Origin of the sequence: Exiguobacterium sp. s39 (genome assembly GCF_018618925.1) — a bacterium.
Taxonomy (GTDB): domain Bacteria; phylum Bacillota; class Bacilli; order Exiguobacteriales; family Exiguobacteriaceae; genus Exiguobacterium_A; species Exiguobacterium_A abrahamii.
In genome coordinates, this window is record NZ_JACSNA010000004.1 from 60,779 (window position 1) to 86,470 (window position 25,692).

Sequence of the window (25,692 nt, forward strand, 5' to 3'; positions counted from 1 at the left end):
AGAAATCTCACTTTCTATGAAACTTTTATCTAGAAGGGTCGTAGAAAACAGTAGGACAACAAGGTTAGAAAGGAGATCATCATTATGGATAAGACCTATTTTGAAGGACATGAAGCCTTGATTGCGGATGTCTACCGTTCATTCACGCGTCAATTTCATGCCCTACCGACACATCGACGAACGAAACGTCAGTTGCGAAATCTTGCATTCTCCGTCATTCGTCAAGCTCGACCGACATATGAGGAACGCACCGTTCTTTATGCATACTTCGCTGAATTCTTCCGAGCAGTTGAGGAAGGACAGGATGAAGAGATTGCTTTTTACAAACAAATTGCACAGTAAAGACCCCCGATGGCTCCGTCAGAAGGGGTCTTTGTTGTTTTTTGAGAATGTCGTCTGGAAATAAAAAAACAAGTAGGGAACGAGGTCCGCTACTTGTTCATCAATGTTTTAAAGGGTTATTTTACTTCCATCCATTTAAAGCTCATATCGGCACCGAATGGGTGACGGTACAATTTATCAATGTTTGTCCGTTGTAAGTAAGCTTCCCCTTTTTGGTAGATTGGTGCGATGGCGTAGTCTTCTGTCAACAGCATTTTTTCAGCTTCTTGCATGTCCGACCAACGTTTCGCTTCATCTGCTTGTTGTTTTGCTCCTTTAATGAGATCATCGAACTTTTTGTTCGAGTATTCCATCCGGTTGAAGCTTCCATCCGTTAACCACATATCGAGGAACGTCATTGGATCCTGGTAGTCAGGTCCCCAACCAGCCGCAGAGATATCGTAATCTCCCTTCGATTCGAGTTCGAGGAAGTTTTTGAATGGTTGTTGTTTGATTTTGATCGTCAAACCAGGCAGGTGCTTCTCAAGATCTCCTTTTAAGTACTCAGAAACCTTCTTAAAGGCATCTTCATCTCGTGAGAGCATGCTGAGTTCAACTGTTTTCACACCAAGTTCCTTCAAGCCAGCATCCCAAGCTTTTTTCGCGGCGTCAGCATCGTAGCTTTGAAGATCTGGATATTTCGCGCGGAAGTCTTCCCCATCTGGTGTAAACGTGAAGTCTTTCGCGACGATGAAGTTTGCTGGTTTTGATCCATCGTTTAGGATGACATCTGTAATCCCTTGCTTTTCAAAACCAAGCGCGAGCGCTTTTCGGATGTTCTTATTTTTCAAAGCTTTATTCTTTTGGTTAAAGCGAAGGAAGTTGATCCGAGCATCTGGACGTGTCTTGTAATCATCTGATTTTTCATACTGCGAAACGAACTCAGACGTAATTGGTGCGAAGTCGACTTCTTTCGCTTCGAACAGGTTGACGCCAGTTGAGATTTCTTTGACGACCTTGACATCGATTTTATCCATCTTGACATTCGCTTTATCCCAGTAATCTGGATTTTTCTTGTATGTCCAGCCAGCATTTGCTTGCCACTTATCGAGGACGAAAGGTCCGTTGAAGACCATTGTATCAACACTTGTCGCGAACTTATCGCCTTTATCTTCGACGAATGATTGTTTTAATGGTAAGTAAGTTGGGAAACTTGTCAAACCAAGGAAATAAGGTGCTGGAGCTTCAAGTTGGACTTCAAGTGTTTGATCGTCGACTTTCTTGACACCGAGCTCATCAAGTTCAGCGTCGCCAGCCATGATTTTGTTGGCGTTCTTTAAATCTTGTAAAATGTACGCGTATTCTGCTGCTGTCTTCGGATCAAGTGCGCGTTTCCAAGCATAGATGAAATCATCTGCTGTGACGGCTGATCCATCTGACCACTTCGCATCTTTACGCAGTTTGAATGTGTATGTTTTTTTATCTTCCGACACTTCGACGCTTTCCGCGATTCCAGGTGTTGGTTTGTTATCTCCATCAAGACGATATAGCCCTTCAAAGACGTTGTTCGTGACGATGATGGAAGTCGAGTCCGTCGTTTTCGTCGGATCTAGCTGAGGTACATCCGTCGTCGAAACGAGTGTGACTTCCTTTTTTTTGTTTTTCGAATCTGATCCGCTTGTGTTTTCGTCATTTCCTTGCCCGCATGCAGCGACAGCAAGAAGCGCGATGCTGGAAAGTCCAGCAAAAGCGATTTTCGATGGTTTATTCATGGAACGATGACCCCCCGAGAGTTAGTGTTAAATATTTCAGAAAAATGTGAACATATTGTTAATTTAAGTGAAAGTGATTAAAAATGCAACATAAATTTTCAGATAATTCTCACTGATCAAGGTCTATATCCTCAATTCCAAGCGATTTCAAATAGTCATAAAGTAGGAATAAGGTCAGCTTATGCGGGGAATACATTCGTAACGTCAATCGAACGGGATTACCACGTAAACGCATATTCGTAATACGGACACCTTTACGCTCAAGAGCAAGAACGATGTCCGTCGGATCAAGTCCGGAAGGAAGTAAGAGATGCGCAACGAGGACATTTGCTTCGAACCGACTATTGTTGATACGTCCCATCATCCGAGTTAAACCTTCCAGTAAGAGGAAGAGAAAGAGAACGAGAAAAATCGACTCCCAGATGAAACCTGCACCGACAGCGATTCCAATCCCGCTTGCACTCCAAATAATAGCGGCAGTCGTTAATCCGCTGACGATATCATGCGGTCGACGTAAGATGACACCAGCGCCGATAAAACCGATTCCGGTAATGATTTGGGCGACGAGACGCATCGGATCCATCTGAACATTCGTCGCCATGTCATGGTAGAGTAAGACCGATTTGATGGAAACGATGGTTAACAAGCAACTGATCAGGGTAATTACGAGGCTAGTGCGTATACCAACCGGTTTATTTTTGATTTCACGCTCGAATCCGATGAAAATTCCAAGCGTAGCGGCTAACAGGAGTTTTAGAAGGTCTTCGAGCTGAAATACATGAATCCAGTTCATTTGTCTCAAATCCTTTCTTTACTTTAAAAGGTGATTTGTTATAATGACTTTTGTGTCTTTCGAATGAATATACGTAAGATGTAATAGATATACGAAAAAGGAAGTGTCTCATCATGAATCAACAAAAAATCGGATTCTTTGCGCTCGCTGCAATGGTCATCGGTTCCATGGTCGGTGGAGGAGCTTTTAACCTTCCTGGTGCAATGGCCCAAAGTGCAAGTGCAGGGCCTATCCTCATCGGGTGGAGTATAACGGGGATTGGCATGATCATGCTCGCGCTAGTATTCCAACATCTCGCCAATAGTAAACCAGAGCTTGAAGGCGGTATCTATGCCTACGCGCGTGAAGGGTTCGGACGTTTCGTCGGTTTTAACAGCGCTTGGGGATACTGGGTATCGGCGTGGATCGGAACAGTTGCGAATATCACGCTCGTGTTCAATGCGATTAGTTATTTCTTCCCGATTTTCGCAGCAGAAAATCGAATATTCCTTCTTTTGATGAGTATAGTCGTCATCTGGGGATTGTTCTGGCTCGTCTCGAGCGGAATCAAGGAAGCGACGCTGGTCAATTTGATTACGACGATCGCAAAGCTCGTTCCAATCTTGATTTTCATTCTTCTAGTAGGAATTGCTTTTAATATCAAAACGTTTAATTTGGATATCTGGGGAGAGGGAACAGAACTCGGTTCGATTTTTGATCAAGTAAAAGGAACGATGCTCGTCACACTATGGGCTTTCGTCGGTATCGAAGGTGCTGTCGTCTTATCAAGCCGTGCCAAAAACCGAAGTGATGTCGGGAAGGCGACAGTAACAGGACTTGTTGGCGTTCTTGTCATCTATATCTTAATTTCCGTTTTATCACTCGGAGTGCTCAGTCAAGAACAACTAGCTGGATTAAAAGAACCGACGATGGCGTATGTATTAGAGGCAGCGATCGGACCGGTCGGTGCGACGATCATCATGATTGGTTTGATTATCTCACTATCCGGCGCACTTCTCGGATGGACGATTCTCGCATCGGAGATTTCGTATCTCGTTGCAAAAGACGGCGCATTTCCGAAAGCATTCGCAAAAACGAACCGGAAAGGTGCTCCAGTCGGTGCGCTGTTGATTACACAAATCGCGACACAGGTCGTCGCTGGAATCGCACTCTTCTCAGCACAAACCTATCTTGTCCTGTCGAGTATCGCTGGGATTTGTGCGTTATTGCCATATTTATTGTCAGCGTTGTATAGCATTCGGACATCGCGAGAAGAGCGCAATCAGAAAATGTTACTTTTCTCTGTCATCGCATCAGCGTATTCAATTTGGCTCGTCTATGCGTCGGGTATCTGGTACATCGTCATCGCGGCATTAGTCTATGCGCCAGGGATTCTCGCATATGCGTTAGCAGAGCGAGAACAGCAACGGACGGGCATGTCACGTTATGAGTGGATTGCCAGTATGATTCTCGTTGTCTTAGCAGGAGTAGCTGTTTACGGAATGGTTGTAGGAGAAATTCAATTGTAAGAAACTCTATGCAAAAGAAGTCACGGTGATTGTTATCCACCGTGACTTCTTTTTTGATTAAGGTGTTAAGAATCTCTTTTCGACATCCTGTACAGATAGAGGTTCAGAGAAAATAAATCCTTGCATATGCTGACATGATGTCGTTTTTAGATAATCTAACGCGTGTTCTGTCTCAACACCTTCAGCGACAAGATTCAACTCTAGATTGCGACCGAGTTGAATGATGGAATCGAGCAAAGCATGATCATTTGTCGCCAGACCATCAATGAATACTTTATCGATTTTTAATTCGTCGATTGGAAAAGCACTGAGATACTGTAAAGAAGAATAACCAGTACCGAAATCATCGATTGATAAACGGAAGCCGAGCGACTTGATGAGGTGCATGCGTTCGACCGTTCGTTGTGTCTGTAAGATTGCAATATTCTCTGTCATCTCCAGCGTAACGGAAGATGGTGAAACGAGTCGCTCCGTTACGATATGTTGCAGCGTTCGAATAAAGGAGTCGCTTTGGAACTGATGCGGTGAGATATTGATTGCGATCGTCAGTTCAGGGTCAATCGTCTGTTGCCATTTTGCGAGCTGTTCACATGCTTCGATGATGACCCAGTTGTTGATAGGTGTGATCAGTGAAGCTTCTTCAGCGAGTGGGATGAACTCATCTGGTGGAATGCTCCCGAGTGCCGTGTGATTCCAGCGTAATAACGCTTCGAAGCCTTTGACGGCTTGTGTCTGAAGTTCAATGATTGGTTGATAAGCAAGATAAAGGGATTGATCTTCGAGTGCTGTGAAAAGGGAGCGCTCGAGTTGGATTTTCCGTGTGAATTGTGTGTCCATCTCGTGCGTTAAATACTGGATCGTTCCAGTACCAATCGATTTTCCTGCGTATAGAGCTGTTTCCGACCGGCGATATAAATCTTCCAATGTTTTGGCTTCGGACGGATAGACCGTGATCCCGAACGTACAAGAAACGATCAATGAATGACCGTTGATATAATAAGGACGCTGCAGTGCTTGTTGTAGTTTTCGAGCATATTGGAAAAGCAGATTGCTCGACGGTGCAGGTAACAAGACACCAAATAGATCACTCGTCGGATGAAAGGCGAGTACACCTGTCGTATGTTGCAAAAGGCGTGTTGCCATCGCTTGAAGTAGTTGATCGCCGACATGTGTTCCAAACGAATCGTTGATGACTTTGAAACGATCGATATCGAACAAGATGAGCGCAATCGGATCATGCGACGCGGCAGAACGGAATAATGCTTCGCCTTCGCGTAAAAATCCTCGTTTATTTAATAAATGCGTCATCTCATGATGATGTACTAAAAAATCGAGTTCTTCTTCAAGTGCTGTTGTTTCCGTGATGTCGTTCCCGATGAACAAATGTTGGAAGCGAACGCCGTTCGCATCATAGATCGGAATGAGCGTCGCTTGGAGATGTTTTCGTTCGCCCGTTTGCGAAGTGAGGCTAAGGCGACCAGACCATGCTTTTCGTTCACGAAGTTGTGCACGAATCCCCGAAACGACGGGACTGGATGGATCTAGGATGAGTGACCAAGGCTGGTTGAGAAGCATCTCAGAGCAATATCCTGTCACATCGATGAGTTGATCATTCACGTACGTGATCGTTCCTCGTGCGTCGAAGACGGCGACAGAAGCAATCTGATCGAAGGCATGACGCAAATCCATCAATCCTTGGAAGAGTGGTTTCATATTCGTTTGTTGCTCAGCTGAAGGGATACAGCAAGCAAAAGCGGCAATGACAGTTCCTGTATCATCAAGTAAAGGAGACAAAAGGAGAGTTGACGTTACAGAAGTGCCCGTCTTATGCAATAAGGAGGCATTCGGTAATTGGACGGATTGACGGCGCTCCAAGAAGGCATGCCAAATCTGCTGGCTGAATGCCATGTCTTCCCGTTCAAGAAGTGGAACAGTCTGACCCACGACTTCTTGTTGTGTCCAGCCCCATTGCTGTGCGGCTAGCTCATTCCAAGAGCGGATGGTCAAGTCAGTATTCAATATGAAAGCGGGTAAAGGGAATTCTTGAATGACGACTTCATAGGAATCAATGGTCGAACGGTCCATTACGTGCGCACGCTCCTTTATATTGAAAAGAGATGACGGTTCACTTCTCTTGTCTTTTCCCAATATATTCAATTCTTACGCATTAGAATCCTTTCGCTCGGATACTTTTTAGATGAAGATTCTGTGAAAGAATCTGCTATAATAACATTGAAAGCGTTTTCTAAAGAGTTATGAGGGGGAATTTCGATGAATCAAACAGAGAAAATCATTCAACAGACAGAACAGTTCGGAGCACATAACTACCATCCACTCCCAATCGTCATCTCAGAGGCTGAGGGTGTCTTCGTTACGGATCCTGAAGGACGTCGCTATATGGATATGCTAAGTGCCTATTCAGCCGTTAACCAAGGACATCGTCATCCAAAGATCATCGACGCCTTAAAACGTCAGGCAGACAAGATTACATTGACGTCACGTGCTTTCCACAATGATCAACTTGGCTTTTTCTATGAAAAAGTAGCACAATTGACGGGTAAAGACATGGTGTTACCAATGAATACAGGTGCGGAAGCTGTCGAGACAGCAGTAAAAGCAGCACGACGCTGGGCATATGAAGTCAAACAAATTCCAGGTGATGCTGAAATCATCGTTTGTGAAGGAAACTTCCATGGTCGGACGATGACAGCCGTCTCGATGTCAACGGAAGCAGAATACCAACGGGGATTTGGACCGCTTCTTCCTGGAATCAAGACGATTCCATATGGCGATCTTGAGGCATTAAAACAGGCGATCACTGAAAATACAGCGGCATTCATCTTGGAACCGATTCAAGGCGAAGCGGGCATCTTAATTCCTTATGATGGTTTCTTGAAGGACGCACAAGAAGTTTGTCGTGCGCAGAATGTGTTGCTCGTATCGGATGAGATTCAGTCTGGACTCGGTCGTTCCGGTAAATGGTTTGCTTCTGATTGGGACGAGGTAACACCAGACATGTACATTCTTGGTAAAGCACTGGGTGGTGGTGTATTCCCAATCTCGTGTGTTGCCGCGAATAAAGATGTCCTTTCTGTCTTTAATCCAGGTTCACACGGCTCGACATTTGGTGGTAATCCACTTGCGTGTGCCGTCTCGATTGCTTCACTTGAAGTATTAGAAGACGAAAAGTTACCGGAACGTTCACTCGAACTCGGTACGTACTTCATGGAGAAACTAAAACAAATCAACAACCCGATGATCAAAGAAGTACGTGGTCGTGGATTATTCATTGGTGTTGAGTTGACAGAAGCAGCGCGACCATATTGCGAAGCGTTGAAAGAAAAAGGCTTGCTCTGTAAAGAAACACATGAGACAGTCATTCGCTTTGCACCACCGCTCGTCATTACAAAAGAAGAATTGGATTGGGCGTTCGAACGGATTGAACAAGTGTTAGGTGTTTCCGTCGCCCAGTAAATGAATAGATTCATCGAACAACAGTGGACGAGATGTTCACTGTTGTTTTTGTTTGGATGAGTGTTGGTTTTTCTTCAGGAAACGTTTGAAAATCAGTGACAAGGGAACAGACAACTATCGCAAAAAAAACTTTTAAACGGGGGTAATGGTTATGTCAAACAACAGTGGTCTCAATAAAAAAGCAGATGGTCTCGTCGATAAAGTAGCAGGTAAAGCGAAAGAAGCGCTCGGGAAAGCAACAGGTGATAAATCAACAGAACGCGAAGGTAAAAAAGATCAAGTAAAAGGTGAGGCGAAGAAAACCGTCGGTAACGTCCAACAAAATTTCGAAGATACGAATCGTCGCTAATACTGTCTTAACTAAATAAATAAATAAATCCGGACTGAGTAATCACTCTAGTCCGGTTTTTAGTGTCTGCTATAATGAAATTTTATATCACCTAAAAAGATGAGAAATAATTTGTATAAAGGTCTAGTCATTTAGTTGTTTATGTGGAATAATAAAAAACGTAAAAGCGTTTACATTGTTCTGTCATTATCGTTTTATTCAGGAAAGGGTGAAAGGTATGTTGCAGTTTCTACAACGAATTGGTAAAGCCTTGATGCTACCAATCGCAGTACTACCGGCTGCGGGAATCGTGCTCCGGTTAGGTTCGGCGGATATGCTTGATATTCCGTTGATGGTAGCAGCAGGAGGGGCTATTTTTGATAACCTGCCATTGATTTTTGCCATTGGTGTCGCGATTGGTCTATCGATCGATGCGAGTGGAGCAGCGGGTCTTGCTGGGGCCATCGGGTATCTTGTCTTAAAAAATGGCGTCGACTCGATGAACAAGGATTATTCCAGCGCACAGATTCAGGCGAAGTATGATGCGATCGCTGCGATCGTCAATGATTCCTCGACTAAGGTCGACGGAGCGACACTTGGTTCGATCGCGAATCAGGCGACACTCGGTTCGACCGTTAATATGGCGGTATTCGGTGGAATCATCGCGGGTATCGTCGCAGGACTTCTATACAATCGGTTCTATAACATTAAGTTACCGGATTGGTTAGCATTCTTTGGTGGTCGTCGTTTCGTTCCAATCATTACATCAGCGGTCATGCTCGTACTTGCTTTCATCTTTGGTTATGTCTGGCCGTTCATCGAGCAAGGCATCAACGGTGCTGGTGAATGGATGGTTGGTCTTGGTGCAGGAGGCGCTGCTCTGTTTGGATTCTTTAACCGTCTCTTGATTCCTGTCGGCTTACACCACGTCTTAAATAATATTTTCTGGTTCGTCTTCGGTTCATATGAAAAAGCAGATGGTACGGTCGCGAACGGTGACATCGCGCGCTTCTTCGCTGGAGATCCGACAGCTGGGATTTATCAAGCAGGCTTCTTCCCAATCATGATGTTCGCCTTACCGGCTGCAGCTTTTGCGATCGTTATGGCTGCGCGTAAAGAAAATCGAAAAGCAGTTGCTGGAGCGATGATTGGTCTTGGACTGACGTCCTTCTTGACAGGGATCACGGAACCAATCGAGTTCTCGTTCATGTTCTTATCACCTGTTTTATATGTCATTCATGCGGTTTTAACTGGTCTATCGATGGCAATCGTTAACTTACTCGGTATTTTACATGGCTTCTCCTTCTCGGCTGGTTTCATTGATTACGCCTTAAACTTCGGGATTGCCACAAAACCATTACTTCTCATCCCGGTTGGTCTCGCGTTCGCGGTCGTCTATTACTTCCTGTTCTACTTCATGATCACGAAATTTGATCTGAAGACACCAGGTCGTGAAGATGAATCGCTCGTCACAGACACGGGAGTCGTTTTGACAGATTCAGACGATAAATATGAGCAACAAGCAGCACGCATCTTTGCGGGACTAAAAGGAACAGAAAATGTCACGTCGATTGACAACTGTGCGACACGTTTACGTCTTCAAGTCAAAGATCCAAGCATCATTGACGAAGCAGCGATTAAAGCGGCTGGAGCAAAAGGTGTCATGAAGATGGGGGCGACTAGCGTGCAAATCATCATCGGCACGGACGTCGAGTTCGTTGCGGATGCGATGAAACGACAGAAGTAAAGAAAACGACCTTTCCTGAGCTCAGGAAAGGTCGTTTTGCTGTACGTTCGCAACAGCTGCTGTTTTGCTTGAGCGATAGATTGGATAAAAGATTCCGATCAAGATGATGACGATCCCGATCCATTGGGAACTCATCAGATGTTCTCCTAAAATTAAGACAGAACAGATGACTGCTGTCGGTAGTTCAGCCGCTCCAAGTAAAGAAACGCTTGCTGGGGAAAGATGAGGGGCGCCAGCAGCAAATAAGAGTGGTGGTAAAATCAACGCGAACAGACCGAGCGGAATCGCGTATAACAGAAGTCCATTTTCGAAGTTCGCAGAGGACAAGAATGTCGTCGGTGGATACATGGTCATGACGAAAGCAAGACCACCTGTCATCATATAAAAACTTTTCTTGATGACGGGTAAATGATTGGCGATGCGTCCACTAGCGAGTAAGAAAATTGAGAAGCTGACAGCTGCTCCAAGACCGAATAATGTTCCACGTAAATCGAGTGGACTCGAGTAAGCGGCACTCGCAAGAATGGCTCCGCCAATCAGTAGAATCGCGGACAGGAAATGCGCGCGAGTAGGTAAACGTCTGAATGCGAGCGCATCGATGACGACACCGATCCAAGTAAATTGGAATAAGAGAATGATCGCAACGGATGCGGATACAGTCTGAAGACTTTGATAGTACAGATAACCGGTTGTACCACTTGAGATACCGATCAGCATGAGCAGACCAGCTGTCTTGAGATCGAGACGAAGATTTTTCGTAAATAAGGCAAGTCCGAAAATCATGAGCCAGCCGAAGAAAAATTGACTACCTGAAACGGCTGCTGAGTTAAATCCAGCGGCATAAGCGAGTTTGACGATCGTTGAGAGGACACCATAACTGATAGCGCCAATCAGAACGAATAAGGTTGCTTTTGAACGATGCATGAATAAATTCCCTCCATTTTTAATAAAAACCACACAAAAAAGGTTGCAACAGGGCCTTGTCCAGGTTTTTTGGACAGGGTTTGGTTGCAACCTGTGTGATTTATTGAGTTGATGTGTCGAGCAAACGATACAGCTGGGTTTTCGTTTGATTATACTGAACGGTCAGCGCATTCCACTTCTTTAATGACGCGGTAGCTTTCCGTGTTAAACGATTTAAATCCGCTGTTGACTCATCAATCTTAACGAAATCCGGTTTTTTCGTCAAGCGTGAAAGCACTTTCTTTTCAGCGTCCATCGCTTGTCGATACGTTTTCGAGAACGTTTGAAATGTCTGCTGGCGTTCCTTGATGATTGTCACTAAGGCAGTTCCTTCTGTTTTTGCTTTACCATCAAGTTGGTTGACAGCATCCTTCAATTCTTCAAGATCGAGTGCAGCGTACGTTTCCTTACGTAACGTTTCTTCTTGTTTCAATAAAACAAGCCGTTCGTCATTTAAGGCTTCTAATTCCTCTCGTTCATTTTGAGAGCGTTTGATTTCTTCAGCACCTGCATCAAGAACGGCTTGGTACGTATTAACTGAAATTTCATCCTTACGAGCACGTTGATCAGCTAGCGTGAATGCCTTCTCTTCACCTTTCACTTGTTGCTCTAGCTGTTCATGAAGAGAGGCTGGTGAATCGTTGGAACAGGCAGCGAGTCCAAAGCTCGACAGGAACAGTACTGCTACGAATGTTTTTTTCATCTGGATAGTAACTCCTTATAAATTCGAGTGTTGCGCGAAGTTGTACGGAATATGGAAATCTTCATCATAAATCGCGAATTGATAGCCTTTTTTCTGAAGTCCGGTAACAATGGCTGGAAGTGCCTTGATGGCTTGTGGTTGTTCATGTAAGAGTATGATTTCAAACGGACGCTCTGCTCGCCGAATGACCGTATTCGCTACTTCTTTTGCACTATCTTTGTAATACCAGTCCATTGAATCGATTGACCAGTCCCACACACGGAAGTCTGCTGAATGAATGGCAGATGCCATTTTTTTCGTGATGCCGGGATCAGAGCCATAAGGTGGTCGTGTCAAATGTGGTGTTAGCTTCGTCAACTCATGGATTTTCTTCTGAACACTTTGCATCTCTGAGACATACTTTCCTTTTTCGTACAATGTATCGTAATCGTGTGTTTCCCCGTGTAATCCGATATAGTGTCCAGCTTTAGCAGCAGCTTTGACTTCTTGCGGAAAAGCATCTACTTGTGATCCGAGATAAAAGAAAGTGGCACGAGTCTGAAGTTGATCCAATGTTCGAAGTAAGTCCGGTGTTAATGCGGATGGACCATCCTCGAATGTTAAATAAGCGACTTTTTTCGTCACACCATTCCATTTTTCCACGCGTGCTTTTTCCATATTGACGACAGGTACTTCAGTAATGGATTTACCTGTCGTAATGGATTGCTGTTCAGGAGTAAAAACGTATCGATAAGCGACATATCCCCCAACTCCGAGAAAAACAAGTGTGAGAAGTAAGAAAAATCGAGGGAAAAACTTTCTTTTTTTTGTACGCGGTCGTGGACCGAGTTCGCTAGCGTGGCTTGAGGTAAATGGATCCATCGTTGTCTGTCGCTCCTTTTGTCAAAAAATATCATATACAGATAATGTAACATTCTGACTGTTTCTTTTGTAACAAACAGATGACAAAAAGATGACGGAAAATCGATTTTTCTAAAAAATATCGATTTATTTAGAAAGAGTTTAAAAGAAATAAAAAAACAACCACTAAGTAAGTGATTGTTTCATGTGTTATTAGTGTTCTGTTACAGCACACTCATCGCATTCCGTTTGATAGGATTCACATTGTTCATCCATCTCTTTTCCGCAATGGGCACACGTCTTGACGGGAAGCTCACGATAGAATGCAGCAGATGCTTCTTGGTAAAGGGGTTGTTCCATGTGTTTTTCCTCCTTCAAAGTAAACGCAATGATCTTTTTTCTTGATTTTATTGTATTAGTACAGAAATTGAATGTCAACTATTGTTTTATAACAGTTAATTCATTTGAAGTACTGATAGAGGACAATGAAAAAGAGACATGCTACGATATCTAAGTAATCTGATAATGATAAGGGGGATTTACACATGACACAGGCAACACTTGATACAATACGTGTCTTAACAGAAAGACGTTCCGTTCGTCATTACGACGAAACGTTCAAGCTTTCAAAACAGGAAGTAGAAGAACTATTAGAATGGACGACAGCCGCGCCGAGTGCTTGGAATTTGCAACACTGGCATTTCACGGTCTTTCATTCGGAAGAAGCGAAGCAGCAGCTTGCACCGATCGCATACAATCAGCCGGCTATCACTTCGGCTTCAGCAGTCATTGCGATCTTAGGTGATGTTCAAGCTAATCGAAACTACAATCCGGTGTACGGGCCAGCAGTGGAAGCAGGTGGCATGACAGAGGATCTGTTTGATTCGATCAAGGCACAGGTAGAAGGCGCTTATCAAAGTGAGGCGTATGGACGCGACGCGGCTATGTCGAATGCGAGCCTTGCTGCGATGCAATTGATGCTTGCGGCAGAAGCGCGTGGATTATCAACACTCGCAATGGGTGGATTTGATCATCAACGTTTTGCGGAAACGTTCATCACCGAGTCACGGTATGTACCGGTCATGCTAATTGCTGTCGGAAAAGCGGTTGAAGATGCGAAAAAACGTCCGGCACTACGTTTACCGATTGATCGAGTATCAACCTTCCTGTAAGTCATTCAAAATGGGGGAAGCGGGGTTGATTCCCCCATTTTAAATTTTTTTATTTTTTTTTCGGAAAAAGACTTGTCAGCCTTTTAGTTTCTTGATATATTAATACATGTCCTAGCAAGTACATAACGTACTGCAAACATGATTCTGTAGCTCAGCTGGGAGAGCGCTACCTTGACAGGGTAGAGGTCGCTGGTTCGAGCCCAGTCAGAATCATACCGAAAGCCCGCTTTTCCTTTATAGGAAAAGCGGGCTTTTTTTATTATTTCTTTATCTCATCCTCTGTGACCCATTTATGGTTTTTCACCATCTCTCCACCGTCCGTCGGTTCATAGTTCACCATGTAGACCGTCGTTTCCTTTACTTCATCAATCGTCGCTTTTGCTCCATCCATACCTTTCATATGATCCGCTTTGACAGTCGTTTCATCACCAACTTGCAGTGGTTTAGTTGGAACGGGATCGAGTTCTTCCTGAATGACCCATTTATGATTCTTCACCATCTTTCCACCAGTAGTCGGTTTGTAACTGATCGCATAGACGACGGTATCGTAAGCTCCCGCAATCGTTGCTTTAGCTCCGTCCATACCGTCCATATGATCCGTCGTCAACGTGACGTTGCTTCCTTTCGGATAAGTCGGATCACTGGCTTCCTTTAAACCGGATGGTAGCTTTCCGTCGCTCGAATGCATCATATCTCCATGAGACATATCGTGTGAGTCACTATTACTTCCATCGTTATTGGCGGATCCACATGCACCGAGCCAAAGCGTAGAACTAAGAGCAAGTGCGGTTAATGTCAATGATTTTTTCATATAAAACCCTCCTGAAGTCACTAGTCTTCTTTACTATACCCAGCGTATATGCAAATCGTGTGCAGATGAGGTGACAGTTTCGTTTGCCTGCGTCGATCGCGTTTTTTTTAGCTATACTAAAAGTGGAGAGAAAAAGGAGGAATCGTCATGCGTCGTATTTCATACTCAGTCGGAGGAATCGTGCTTGCGGCATTTTTAATTTGTGGCAGTGTGTTGTTTGGGACATTGTATTATCAGTTGTCTCAAACACGAACGCAGGAAGTAGTAGACGGTTTACTGAACCGAGGAAATACACACCGTGATGTCCTTGTCGATTCCTATGACCAAACGACGATGCGCCATGTCAGCATGATGGAAGCAGATTCATCGTTTACTGTGGTGATCACTGATGCAGATGGAAAACAACTCGAAGCGTCACGACCTTTGTCGAATGAGATGAAGAGCATGTTAGAGCATACGGATTTTGATTACCGTCAACAAGGAAAAATCGTGACGATGCGTGACTTTTTAATGACGGACAGTCCCATCAACATTGACGGGGAACATCGTGGTCATGTCTTCATGTTCGCTTCTAAAGCAATCGTAGATCACGTACTTGATCCGTTGAAACAGCAGTTTCTCCAAGTGGGTCTGCTAGCGCTTTTATTAGCAGGTGCGGCAAGCATTTGGACGACCCGACTCATTTCTCGTCCGTTGATTCAGATGGAAAAAGCGACAGCGCGTCTATTGGATGGGGAAGGTGGAGAGTTGCCGATTGATCGAAAAGATGAACTGGGACAATTGGCGTGTTCGATTCAGCAATTAAAACAAGATCTCGATTTTTTGAATCGGGAACGATCCGAATTTTTAGCAACCGTATCTCATGAACTACGAACACCCTTGACATATATAAAGGGATACGCGGATATTCTCGAACGCCAAACGTTGACGCCGGATGAACAACAACGCTACATTACGATCATTCGAGAAGAAAGTCAGCAAATGAATGAATGGATTGAGCAATTGTTTTGGCTAGCACGAATTGACGCCAATGCTTTTATGATGGAGCGAAAACCTGTCGATGTCGAAGACTTGATTCATCAAGTGATACGATTGATGCGTCCAGACATCGAACAAGAAAATGTTTCGTTCGAGATAGAAGGTGAGCGATTAGAAGTGATGGGTGACGCTCAGCAGCTCCGTCAGATGATCGTGAATATCATTGAAAATGCACGGCGACATACGACGTCGGGAAAAATTATCGTTCGTTATGGTGTCAACGCAGTAGGGGCTTTCATTCAAATCGAAGATACAGGAGAAGGGATCGCTGTAGAATCTTTACCTCATGTAACGAAACGGCTCTACCGAACGGAAGCATCTCGTTCTCGAAAACATGGAGGAACTGGAATCGGACTCTCCATCGTTGAAGCAATTGCTCAGACACATGGTGCAGAATTGAACATCAAGAGTCAACTTGGACATGGAACACAAGTGACACTGCAGTGGAAGGAGAAATAAAATGCCGCATGTATTGATCGTAGATGATGAACCAAGAATGCTTGAACTGCTCAAACTGTATATTCAGCCGTATGGGTACACGTGTCAGCTTGTGGATTCTGCGCAACAAGCTCTTGATCTCTGCCGTCAGCACGTATTCGACCTGATTTTACTAGATGTCATGATGCCGGATATGGATGGCTGGACATGTTGTCGTCTCATTCGAGAACACTCTAACATCCCGATCTTGATGGTTACGGCTCGGAATCAACGGGAAGACATCATTCGGACACGAGAAGTAGGAGCGAATGATTACATATCAAAACCGATTCAAGAAGGGGAACTGATCGGGCGAATGGAAGTTTTATTACAGCAACAGTATGATGGTCTATCCTATGACCGGGAAAGCTATCGTTGTAGTTACCTCCAACAAAAGATTTCGTTAACGAAAACGGAATTTGAGTTGTTAGGTGTATTTTTAGATTCTCCACGACGTGTTTGGACGCGCGATCAACTAACGACGATGTTATGGGGAGCGGAAGCGTCTGTAGACGAGCGGACGATCGACTCGCATATCAGACATTTAAGAGAAAAACTACGTGTTTGCGGTTTTCCGATTGAACAGCATCTCGAAACAGTTCGCGGAATCGGATACCGCTGGACACACCAATAAAGGGGAAAATCAAAACATGACGACACTCTATTTCGTACGGCACGCACACTCGACATATTCACCAGATGAACGGAAGCGGTCACTTTCCGATGCAGGACAGGCAGATGCGATACGTTTACTTGAAACGTTTAAAGGGATTCCAATCGACAGATTCTACAGTAGCCCGTATCAACGGGCAATCGAGACGATTGCACCGCTCGCGGAGGCACGTCAACAACCAATCATTGAGGTAGAGGAACTACGAGAGCGATTGTTGGCACCGGGAGAGCTTGACGATTTTCAAGGAGCGGTCACATATGTATGGCAACATCCGAATGAAAATCCGTATGGAGGCGAAACGAACAAAGAAGCGTCGCAACGCATTCGACCATTCATCGACGAATTAGTGGAGAAGCATCCTGACGAAACAGTCGTTCTTGGAACACACGGAAATATCATGGTGCTACTTTTAGAAACATTTGATCCGACATTCGATTACGCATTTTGGAAGTCCTTACCGATGCCAGCCGTATGTCGAATGGATGTGAAATCAGGAGAAAAGGCGGACATTCACGTCGTACCACTTTTGACGAATACAAAGTAAAAAAGAGACGGAACTGATGCGTGAATCAGTTTCCGTCTCTTTTGTAATTGGAGAAATCTTAAGGTGTAGGAACAGCACCTTCATGTTTTCGGATCAAGTCAGCCGTCAGTTGACCGGACAATGTGACCATCGGTACACCGCCGCCTGGGTGTGTCGAACCACCGACGAAATAAAGTCCTTCGTACAAGTCACTCTTCGATGGAATCTTGAATCCACCATTTTTCTTCCGGTCGGCTGCGACACCATAAATCGATCCACCGTTTGGACCGTATAATTCCTTCAAATCTTCTGGGGTAAAGCGATATTCAAACTCGATCGATTCTCGAAGTCCATGAAGTCCCATCCGCTCCAGTTTATCGAGAACGACTTCACGGTACGCATCCCAGTCGACCTCACCTTTTTGAAGTGTTAGCGGTGGAACGTGTGTCAAGACGAATAAGTTATCCTTCCCTTCAGGAGCTTGGGAGGCGTCGGATTTTGACGAGACTCCGACGTAAATCGTCGGATCCTCAGGAGGGGTACCTTCTTTGAACATTTGGGCGAATTCACGCTCTGGATTTTCCGAGAAAAAGAAATTATGATGCGCTAGCCCGCGATACTCACGATTTACACCGAGCAGCAGGACAAGACCTGAAACGGAAGGGGCAAACGACGCTTGTAATTTTTTTGCCTGTTTTCGAGCTTTTTTCTCCGGTACGATCCGTTCGTAAGTCGGGATGACCTCAAGGTTTGAAACGACGATGTCGGCTGCATGAAACGTTCCGTTTGATAAGACGCCAACCGCTTTTTTATTTTCAAGGACGATTTGTTCAACGGGTGAGTTGAGATGAACCGTGACACGGAGCTCATCAAGCAACCGTTTCATGGCACGCGCGATTTGGTACATACCACCTTTGACATAATAGATGCCGAGTCCCATTTGAACGTAAATCATCTGATTGAAGACAGCAGGTGCCTGATACGGGTTGGAACCAACATACATGACCATATAGTTGAACAGCTGTTCGAGATACGGATCATTGAGATGTTTCTTTGTTCCGGTCGCGACCGTATTCATCGGGTCCATCTTTAATAAATCAGACATCGTATGGTATTTTTTTAAGTCCTTTAAATCTTCGAGACTGTATTTATAAAAACTGTCGAGGCACAAGTCGTACATTTGTTTGGAGTACCGGAACAATTCAACGAAATCAGCCCGTGACGAGACTTGTTCGACTTCTTCAAGCATTCCAGGTAAGTCACCTTTGACATCGATTTTTGTTCCATCCTCAAAGAATGTACGCCATTGCGGTTCAATGCGCTCGATTTCTAAGTAATCATCCAAGTTACGATGAACGCTTGAGAAGAGTTGTTCGAGTACCCAAGGCATCGTTAAGATGGAAGGACCGGTATCGAAAGTAAATCCCTTTCCACTCCGTTGATTCAGTTTCCCTCCGACGTTTGCATTCTTTTCAAGCATCGTGACTGCATAACCATCTCCAGCCAAACGAATGGCAGCAGACATACCAGCAAGACCTGCTCCAATGACAATTGCGCGTTTCTTCAAATGAATCACTTCTCCTTTAGTAGATGAATGGAATCAATCGTTTTCGTTTCGCAGCCCATACCGTATAGGCAGGTCCAAAACCTTTCGTTAACATCGCTTCCTCGATTCGAATCCGGTAGAGCAAGAAAATGAACATCAGAAGTCCAGAGAGAATGAAGAGTCCGGACTGACCGGTGAACAGGGGGAAGCTCATCGTAATCAACAACAATCCACTGTATAACGGGTGACGTAAAAAGCGATAAGGACCGCTACTGACGAGCTGATCACCAGACGCCACGACGACATGACGAGTGAACTGTTGCTTTAAGTGGAGAATTCCCCATAAGCGCAAGGAAACACCACACCATAACAAAATGCATGAAGAGATGCGCATGACAGAAGAAACGGTTTCATTCGCAAAGAGGAAAGCGCAGACGATCGTTCCGCTTAGGACAAGGAAAATCAAATAAAAACTCACTTGTTCTGCTGCGCCTGACTTAGACTCGGAGCGATTCCGGAAACGAATCATCTCACCAATCCAGCAGATGCTACCAATACTGAAAATCCATTCCCAAAGTGACACGTACGCTACTCCTTTCTACATCAGAATCATGTTTCGAAAACGCATACATCGTTATTTACCCATTGTAATTCGTCCTTAAGCTACATTTAGAAAACTTCAGAAATACTTCATTTTCATGACAAGCATTCCGAAAGAACCCTGTTTGAAAAAAAGAATGGTATTCTAATCTAAAATATGGATGCAGATTAGAACATGCATTAAAGGAGATATACGATTCATGAAATACATCACGACACTCATCACGACGTTGACATTAACAGCGGCCTGTACATCAGTGTATATACCAACAGTCGAAGCATCGACTTCTACTTATCGGCAAGCAAAGACATCTCTTCATTTGCGTAAAGGAGCATCGATTGATCAACCGAGTCTTGCGGTTATTCCGACGGGGATCTATGTGACGGAACTTTCAAAAGTCGGTACGTGGTCAAAAGTACAATATGGTACGAAGATTGGTTATGCGAGTACGAAGTATCTACTGACGGATGAACAAATCGGTGGGAAACGGATCGGTAAGACCCTCATCGCGAATAAGAACTTAGCGCTCCGCGCGACGTACGCTCCTGGTGAGAATCAACAAGCAAGAGCAGCGTTTGAGAAAATGCGTGTAGCGGCTAAAAAAGAGGGAATTACGCTCGTTGCGTTTAGTACATATCGCTCCTATGCCTATCAAAAAACGTTGTTTGATAAATATGTTGCGCGGGATGGTTATGAGAAGGCGAGTACGTATAGTGCAGAACCTGGGAAAAGTGAACACCAAACAGGTCTTGCGTTTGATATCGGAGGCGCTGATTCAACAAAATACGCCACGTTTAGCTTTTCCAAAACAAAAGAGGCAAAATGGTTGTTTGCGAATGCTCACCGCTACGGTTTCCATCTCCGCTATCCATCTGGTAAAGAATCTTGGACGGGGTATACGTATGAGAGCTGGCACTATCGGTATGTCGGAGCAACGCTTGCCGCTCGTCTAAAAGTCAGTGGATTAACAATGGAGGAGTATTTCCACCTCGCACCATGGAAACCAGTAAAGGTTTCGACTCCTTAAAAACATGGTAAATAGAGGATGTTGGCTTAGTCGGTTATTCGTCTCAGGTGAAAGAGGTGGAACGAATGGCAAAAAAAGATGCGAAACATCACATCATGACGTTTACGTTCAAAGAAGAAGCGACATCCTATCAAGTGTTCAGTGAATTGAAGAAATATCATGCGCGAGGTCAAGTCGATTTCGAACAGATTGCCGTCATCAAGCGAAATGAGAATGGTGCTTTTTCGTTTGAAGATGCTGTAGACCTAAGTGGATCGAATCGTGCCGTCAAAGGTTCATTGATCGGAATGGCCGTTGGTATCTTAGGTGGACCGTTTGGCATCTTGCTTGGTTCGATGACGGGTATGCTGATTGGTGGATCGAAAGACATGAAGGAAAATCAAGAAATCCAAGAAACATTCAAACGAACACTCGGCGTCATTCCGCCTGGGCAAACAGGAATCATCGCGATCGGTGAAGAGTTTGAACCATCCGTCCTCGACGGATTAGTGGCGCAACATGATGGTACGTTGGAACGAACGGATGAACAGTTAGAGTCGTAAGCCTGATAGAATGAAAAGAAGCCTATCGCGATCCAAGCGATAGGCTTCTTTCATGTGCATTTACTTAGTCGTACGTTCTTTTTTTGCTTTTTTGAAGAAGAACAATTCATAGACGACAGGAACGATGATAAGTGTCAACAACGTAGAGGTCGTTAATCCACCGATGACCGTCAAGGCAAGACCTTTTGAGATCAATGTTCCTGAAGAAGTGGTTAATGCGAGTGGTACCAATGCCATGATTGTTGCAAATGCGGTCATCAGGATTGGGCGTAATCGCGTTTTACCAGCTTCAATCAATGATTCGCGAATCGGCATACCACGTCCGACGTTTTGACCGATGCGGTCTACGAGAACGATTGCGTTCGTGGTGACGATTCCGATCAACATCAGGAAGCCGATCATGACACTGACAGACAATGGTTCATTCGCAAGGAAGAGCGTGACGAGTGAACCGATCGGAACAAAGATCAGAGAAGACAAGATGATGAATGGAATCCGAGCTTTTCCGAACGTAATCAACATTGTCAGGTAAACAAGTCCGATTGCAACGACGATCGCAATTCCAAGTGATTGGAAGATTTCAACCGTATCGTCATTTCCGCCACCACTTGTCAATGAGACACCGTCTGGTAAATCGATTTTTTCGACGTCAGCTTTTACGGAATTCGATACGTTTTGAACGTCGTCTCCTTTGACTTGTCCAGATACGCGAGCATATACTTTTCCGTCGAGTTTCTGAATCGATGTGAAAGTCTCGACTTCATTGACGTTCGCGACATCTTTCAATGCGACAGGACCGTTTGCTGAGAAGAGTTGGACGTCTTCGAGATCTTCTTTCGAGACGAGTCCTTCTTCATAAGATAATTGTACGTCTTGATCCTTATTGTCGAGATTGAGCGTTCCGACCGTAACTGGCTTCGTTTGATCGTTAACGGTACCGAGAATCTGGAAACCAGATAGTCCGCGATCACTTGCTTTCTCAGGATCGATTTCTACGAGATACTGCTTTTGTTTTTCGCTGAAGTTGTTCGTGATATATTTCAAATCATTATTTTTCGACATGTTATCCTCGACGAGTTTTGCCGCCTCTTGAAGGGCTTCGAGGTCGTTCGAGAACAAGTCGACATCGACGTTGTTATTCGACGGAGGACCACCTGTTGATAGTTCAGCCACACTGATTTTGACATCGACGTTTTCATCTTGAGCGATGTCTTCCATCTGTGTTTCAAGTGACTTGATCGTTTTCTCGACGTTTACACCGTCTTTTAGATTCAAGAAGTAACTTGCTTTATTATCGAGACGTAAGCCTGTCGTGAAGTCACGCGCTCCGACAGAAGTCGTCACGTCAGCAATGGCTTTTTCTTTATCAAACATTTTTTCCATCTCAAACGAGACGTCACTTGTTTTTTCAAGTGATGTGGCAGCCGGAAGTTCAAGCGATGCCGTCAAGGTCTTCGATGCTTCGTTCGGAATGAACGTAAAGCCGAGACGCGGTACGATCGCAAGGGAACCACCGAGAAGGATGAACGATACGACCAAGATGATCGCCTTGTGCGAGAGTGATTTTTCAATCAGCTTGCCATACCAACGTTGGAGAGCGCCTTCTTTTTCTTCCGCTGGTACCTTCTTGAATGCAAACTTCGCGAGAATCGGTACGATCGTGATCGCAACGAGTAGTGAAGCAAGTAATGAGAAAATAATCGTCAAAGCGAACGGTAAGAAGAACTTACCAGTAATACCACCGACAAATCCAATCGGTAGGAAGACGACGACGGTCGTCAGCGTAGATGACGTGATTGCTTTTAGAATCTCTTTTGTCGATTGTTCGATGATCTCATCCGTCATACCGGATTCGGATTTTCGGACGCGCCGGAAGATGTTCTCGATGACAACGATACTATCATCGACAACACGACCGACTGCAACAGCCATCCCACCAAGTGTCATGATGTTCAGGGAGATATCTTGCCAGTTCAAGAAGATAGCGGCGATGAGTAATGATAATGGAATCGAGACGATGGCGATGATCGTCGCGCGGATATTCCGCAAGAATAACAGAACAGCGAGTGATGCGAAGAGGGCACCAAGTAATCCTTCTTTGACGAGTGTCGCAACGGACTCCTCGATATCCTTCGCTGAATCAATCCCAATCGTATAGTCGACTTGGTCGTCATATTTATTGAGAATCTTCGTGACTTCATCTGCGATTTCGACTGTATTGGCATCTTGTTTTTTCGTGATTGCCATCGATAAGGAATCTTTTAAATCGTAACGCGTTTTTTCACTTTGTTGTGAGACGGCTTCGATTTTTGCGATATCCTCTAGGCGAATCGGTTCTGCAGGTTCAGACGCCTGATCTGCAGCTGCTCCACCTGTTGTACTTGGTGGACCTTGCGTTGCACCTTGTGGTGGACCGCCAGCAGATGAACCACCTGTTTGACCGTTACTTGATGAACTAGTCGCACCTGCAGCAGGTGTCAATTGTAGATTTTTGAGTTTATCTAGATTTTCTAGTTTTTCCTCAACGCGAATCGGAATTTTCGAATCGTTTTCTGATAGCTGACCAGATGGGAACGAGACATACTTTCCATTGATTTGTTCCTTGATGCTCGAGAGCGAGAGACCCGCTTCCGTCGCTTTCTCCTTATCGACGGTGATTTGAACGAGATCATCCTTATAGCCACCAACCGAAACGCTGTTGATTCCTGGAATCTTATTAAGTTCAGGTTCGATATCTTCCTTTAGGATTTTTTCGATGTCTTTACCATCCTTACTAAAGAAAGAGATGTTATAGATCGGGAATGAACCAAATGACAAACGATTCAATTTCGTCGTTGCTTCCTCCGGTAGATTCGCATCTTGGATGGCAGCATCGATTTGTTGTTCGACCTTATCCATATCAGTATTGAACGGGAATTCGATGTTTAAGATACCGATACTTTCATAAGAAGAACTTGTTAGCTTGGTAGCCCCTTCAATTCCTTTTAGAGAAGTTTCAAGCTTTGAGACGACTTGTTTATCGACATCGTCAGGTGATGCACCAGGGTAAACCGCTTCGATTGAAATCTGAGGAAACTCGATTTCCGGGAACTGGTCGACTTTTAATTGTGAGAAGGAATACACGCCTCCTAAAATCAATAGGATTGCAATGATGAAGACAGCAACCGAGTTCTTCAAACTAAATCGGGTTAAAAAGTTCATATGAACGCTCCTTTCTTTTATATGTGCTTATTTACATAGTAGAGGACACTCATAGAACCCGCAACTTTAAAACTGTTTTTATTTAAAAAGATCTTTTTGAAAAAAGATAAATTTTTTTATGAAAAAGGCTTTACACTTTTCGATATGCTGCTATAATAAAAACATACCCAGTAACAACACAGCATGATTCTGTAGCTCAGCTGGGAGAGCGCTACCTTGACAGGGTAGAGGTCGCTGGTTCGAGCCCAGTCAGAATCATACCGAAATCGTTCCTTTTCGAAGGAGCGATTTTTTTGCGTTAAAAAACTATTCCCGAAATCAATCAGGAATAGTTGGAAGGGAGGTAAATTGTTTTATTGAATTTCGAGATGAAGATCGCCGCGCTTCGTCCACCCTGCGACGGTCGTCAATCGATAGAAGACGAGCGTCAAGACGCCAGGTAGAACGACACCAGTCAAGAAGAAGACGAGGAACGCCTGAGGACCTTGGTTGACGAAGATATTGAGTGGAGCAATCATCGAATTTAATCCAAGTCCTGCGAGTTCGTACGGTACTTTCAAAGAGAGTAGAAGCGTCGCGACAGGAGCTGAAATCATCGCTGCGAGAAACGGTGCAACGACAAGACGTGGATTTTTAACGATATTCGGGAATTGTACTTTAGGTGTTACAAAGAATGAAGCAATCAAACCACCTGGATCCGTCTGACGATATGCCATCAACGTAAAGCCGACGAATTGAGCGGAACAGCCAATGAGCGCAGCGGCACTTGCTACAGGATCAAGTTGCAAAGCGATAGCCAGTGCAGCGGACGAAGCAGGAGACATCAATAAGACACTAAAGATGAGTGCAATGACAAGAGATGTAGCAATAGGAGAAGACTCGACTGAAGCCGTGATCATGGCACTGAATTTTGTAAGGAGTGGTGTCGTGACAGCAGCAGCACCGATTCCAGTCACGCCACCAGCAAGGACAGCACTCATCGGGATGGCCATCATGTCAAATTTCGTTTTTCCAGTCATGCGTTTTCCGACGTATACAGCGACAGCAGCTGCGAGTAACGCACTGATTGGCTGACCGGGTACAAGAACGAGTCCAGAAGCAGTCGATTGAAGAGCGGCACCACCGATCGTCGCTGCGATCATCGCGCTGAACAGGACAAGTGTGTTTCCTCCGAGCTGAAAGGCAATACCGGCACCAAGCGCAGGTGCGAGTAGTACTTTTGCGACACCACCAATCGTCAGTAGCATTTGGATATGTAGAAGATTTCCGAGCGTCTCAATCAGGAGTCCGACACCGAGTGTTACAAGAACGGCATTTGCCATTCCAGCTGATACTTTTACCATTCGATCCATCGCATATTCTTTCAACGTTGTCATCCTCTCTATCTATCTCTATTTTTTGCCATGAAAAAAGCCTATCCGTTTTTGGGATAGGCGCCACTCATTCTGTGCGGGCGCCTCATTCGATGCATCGAAAGAAGGGCCCAAAAATCATTTCCGTTTCATCATCGGAAAAGTTTTCAGTCCCTCATGCATAGAATAATCAGTCGTCCAACTTGGTTAAATGGCTGTTGCGTCGGAATCATTCGATCGTGCCCCTCTCTGTGAATTTTTCTAAGCCTAACACGCTCTT

23 protein-coding genes and 2 tRNA genes are annotated in these 25,692 nt (G+C 44.6%); 13 read left to right on the forward strand and 12 right to left on the reverse strand.

All coding sequences use genetic code 11. The annotated features are described in order from the left end of the window. Positions 1-84 precede the first annotated feature (84 nt). Positions 85-342 (forward strand): hypothetical protein, encoded by a 258-nt coding sequence (locus KNQ11_RS14770; RefSeq protein ID WP_023467133.1) that lies wholly within the window; start codon positions 85-87, stop codon positions 340-342. Between the two features lie 116 nt (positions 343-458). Here KNQ11_RS14770 and KNQ11_RS14775 read toward each other — a convergent pair whose 3' ends face one another. Next, on the reverse strand, positions 459-2,093 hold the full coding sequence (locus KNQ11_RS14775; RefSeq protein WP_029340783.1) for a peptide ABC transporter substrate-binding protein: 1,635 nt from the start codon (positions 2,091-2,093) through the stop codon (positions 459-461). 109 nt (positions 2,094-2,202) lie between these two features. Next, complete coding sequence (locus KNQ11_RS14780; protein WP_149426816.1) at positions 2,203-2,886, reverse strand: MgtC/SapB family protein; 684 nt, start codon at positions 2,884-2,886, stop codon at positions 2,203-2,205. Positions 2,887-2,996: 110 nt separating this feature from the next. On the opposite strand from KNQ11_RS14780, the gene KNQ11_RS14785 reads away from it, so the two are divergent. Continuing rightward, positions 2,997-4,394, forward strand: a complete 1,398-nt coding sequence (locus tag KNQ11_RS14785) for a basic amino acid/polyamine antiporter (protein WP_208796388.1) — start codon at positions 2,997-2,999, stop codon at positions 4,392-4,394. A 57-nt stretch (positions 4,395-4,451) separates the two neighbouring features. Here KNQ11_RS14785 and KNQ11_RS14790 read toward each other — a convergent pair whose 3' ends face one another. Beyond that, positions 4,452-6,479 (reverse strand): sensor domain-containing protein, encoded by a 2,028-nt coding sequence (locus KNQ11_RS14790; protein WP_149426818.1) that lies wholly within the window; start codon positions 6,477-6,479, stop codon positions 4,452-4,454. Between the two features lie 186 nt (positions 6,480-6,665). Here KNQ11_RS14790 and KNQ11_RS14795 point away from each other — a divergent pair, with 186 nt between their 5' ends. From KNQ11_RS14795 to nagE, 3 genes are all read left to right on the forward strand, one after another. Continuing rightward, positions 6,666-7,868 (forward strand): ornithine--oxo-acid transaminase, encoded by a 1,203-nt coding sequence (locus tag KNQ11_RS14795; protein ID WP_029340787.1) that lies wholly within the window; start codon positions 6,666-6,668, stop codon positions 7,866-7,868. A 151-nt stretch (positions 7,869-8,019) separates the two neighbouring features. After that, entirely contained in the window at positions 8,020-8,217 is a 198-nt protein-coding gene (locus KNQ11_RS14800; protein ID WP_149426819.1) for a CsbD family protein, read from the forward strand. A gap of 217 nt (positions 8,218-8,434) precedes the next feature. Next, positions 8,435-9,943, forward strand: coding sequence for an N-acetylglucosamine-specific PTS transporter subunit IIBC (gene nagE / locus KNQ11_RS14805; RefSeq protein WP_023467140.1), 1,509 nt, complete (start codon positions 8,435-8,437; stop codon positions 9,941-9,943). Positions 9,944-9,964: 21 nt separating this feature from the next. On the opposite strand, the gene KNQ11_RS14810 is transcribed toward nagE, so the two are convergent. The 4 genes from KNQ11_RS14810 to yhfH form a co-directional block, all read right to left on the reverse strand. Beyond that, the gene (locus KNQ11_RS14810; protein WP_214772474.1) at positions 9,965-10,867 is read right to left on the reverse strand and encodes an EamA family transporter; all 903 of its coding nucleotides are present in this window, start codon (positions 10,865-10,867) and stop codon (positions 9,965-9,967) included. 100 nt (positions 10,868-10,967) lie between these two features. Then, on the reverse strand, positions 10,968-11,609 hold the full coding sequence (locus tag KNQ11_RS14815; protein WP_214772476.1) for a YkyA family protein: 642 nt from the start codon (positions 11,607-11,609) through the stop codon (positions 10,968-10,970). Positions 11,610-11,624: 15 nt separating this feature from the next. Next, complete coding sequence (locus KNQ11_RS14820; protein ID WP_353049820.1) at positions 11,625-12,251, reverse strand: polysaccharide deacetylase family protein; 627 nt, start codon at positions 12,249-12,251, stop codon at positions 11,625-11,627. Between the two features lie 411 nt (positions 12,252-12,662). Then, a complete protein-coding gene (yhfH, locus tag KNQ11_RS14825) occupies positions 12,663-12,809 on the reverse strand; it encodes a protein YhfH (protein WP_064505459.1) in 147 nt (48 codons plus the stop codon). 185 nt (positions 12,810-12,994) lie between these two features. On the opposite strand from yhfH, the gene KNQ11_RS14830 reads away from it, so the two are divergent. Next, positions 12,995-13,621, forward strand: coding sequence for a nitroreductase family protein (locus KNQ11_RS14830; RefSeq protein WP_214772480.1), 627 nt, complete (start codon positions 12,995-12,997; stop codon positions 13,619-13,621). A 140-nt stretch (positions 13,622-13,761) separates the two neighbouring features. Next, positions 13,762-13,834, forward strand: a tRNA-Val gene (locus tag KNQ11_RS14835). A gap of 46 nt (positions 13,835-13,880) precedes the next feature. On the opposite strand, the gene KNQ11_RS14840 is transcribed toward KNQ11_RS14835, so the two are convergent. Next, positions 13,881-14,432, reverse strand: coding sequence for a YdhK family protein (locus KNQ11_RS14840; RefSeq protein WP_133208512.1), 552 nt, complete (start codon positions 14,430-14,432; stop codon positions 13,881-13,883). 147 nt (positions 14,433-14,579) lie between these two features. Between KNQ11_RS14840 and KNQ11_RS14845 the strand changes: the two genes are divergently transcribed. The 3 genes from KNQ11_RS14845 to KNQ11_RS14855 are packed head-to-tail and all read left to right on the forward strand — an operon-like array spanning position 14,580 to position 17,164. Continuing rightward, positions 14,580-15,929, forward strand: coding sequence for a HAMP domain-containing sensor histidine kinase (locus KNQ11_RS14845; RefSeq protein WP_214772482.1), 1,350 nt, complete (start codon positions 14,580-14,582; stop codon positions 15,927-15,929). 1 nt (position 15,930) lies between these two features. Further along, positions 15,931-16,581 (forward strand): response regulator transcription factor, encoded by a 651-nt coding sequence (locus tag KNQ11_RS14850; protein WP_023467148.1) that lies wholly within the window; start codon positions 15,931-15,933, stop codon positions 16,579-16,581. 16 nt (positions 16,582-16,597) lie between these two features. Next, on the forward strand, positions 16,598-17,164 hold the full coding sequence (locus KNQ11_RS14855) for a histidine phosphatase family protein (protein ID WP_149426823.1): 567 nt from the start codon (positions 16,598-16,600) through the stop codon (positions 17,162-17,164). Positions 17,165-17,222: 58 nt separating this feature from the next. Here KNQ11_RS14855 and KNQ11_RS14860 read toward each other — a convergent pair whose 3' ends face one another. Both KNQ11_RS14860 and KNQ11_RS14865 read right to left on the reverse strand, forming a co-directional pair. Next, positions 17,223-18,710 carry a phytoene desaturase family protein gene (locus KNQ11_RS14860; protein WP_069940308.1) on the reverse strand — a complete coding sequence of 496 codons (1,488 nt, stop codon included), beginning with the start codon at positions 18,708-18,710 and terminating at the stop codon, positions 17,223-17,225. Positions 18,711-18,726: 16 nt separating this feature from the next. Further along, positions 18,727-19,272: a methyltransferase family protein gene (locus KNQ11_RS14865; protein WP_058703732.1), complete on the reverse strand. Its 546-nt coding sequence runs from the start codon at positions 19,270-19,272 to the stop codon at positions 18,727-18,729. Between the two features lie 217 nt (positions 19,273-19,489). Between KNQ11_RS14865 and KNQ11_RS14870 the strand changes: the two genes are divergently transcribed. Further along, entirely contained in the window at positions 19,490-20,317 is an 828-nt protein-coding gene (locus tag KNQ11_RS14870; RefSeq protein WP_149426824.1) for a M15 family metallopeptidase, read from the forward strand. Between the two features lie 65 nt (positions 20,318-20,382). Beyond that, the gene (locus tag KNQ11_RS14875) at positions 20,383-20,859 is read left to right on the forward strand and encodes a hypothetical protein (RefSeq protein WP_023467153.1); all 477 of its coding nucleotides are present in this window, start codon (positions 20,383-20,385) and stop codon (positions 20,857-20,859) included. A gap of 60 nt (positions 20,860-20,919) precedes the next feature. Here KNQ11_RS14875 and KNQ11_RS14880 read toward each other — a convergent pair whose 3' ends face one another. Next, positions 20,920-24,060 (reverse strand): efflux RND transporter permease subunit, encoded by a 3,141-nt coding sequence (locus KNQ11_RS14880; RefSeq protein WP_214772484.1) that lies wholly within the window; start codon positions 24,058-24,060, stop codon positions 20,920-20,922. A 185-nt stretch (positions 24,061-24,245) separates the two neighbouring features. Here KNQ11_RS14880 and KNQ11_RS14885 point away from each other — a divergent pair. After that, a tRNA-Val gene (locus KNQ11_RS14885) sits at positions 24,246-24,318 on the forward strand. Positions 24,319-24,413: 95 nt separating this feature from the next. Here the strand turns inward: KNQ11_RS14885 and KNQ11_RS14890 are convergent. After that, positions 24,414-25,436 (reverse strand): PTS sugar transporter subunit IIC, encoded by a 1,023-nt coding sequence (locus tag KNQ11_RS14890; RefSeq protein ID WP_214772486.1) that lies wholly within the window; start codon positions 25,434-25,436, stop codon positions 24,414-24,416. Between the last annotated feature and the right edge of the window lie 256 nt (positions 25,437-25,692).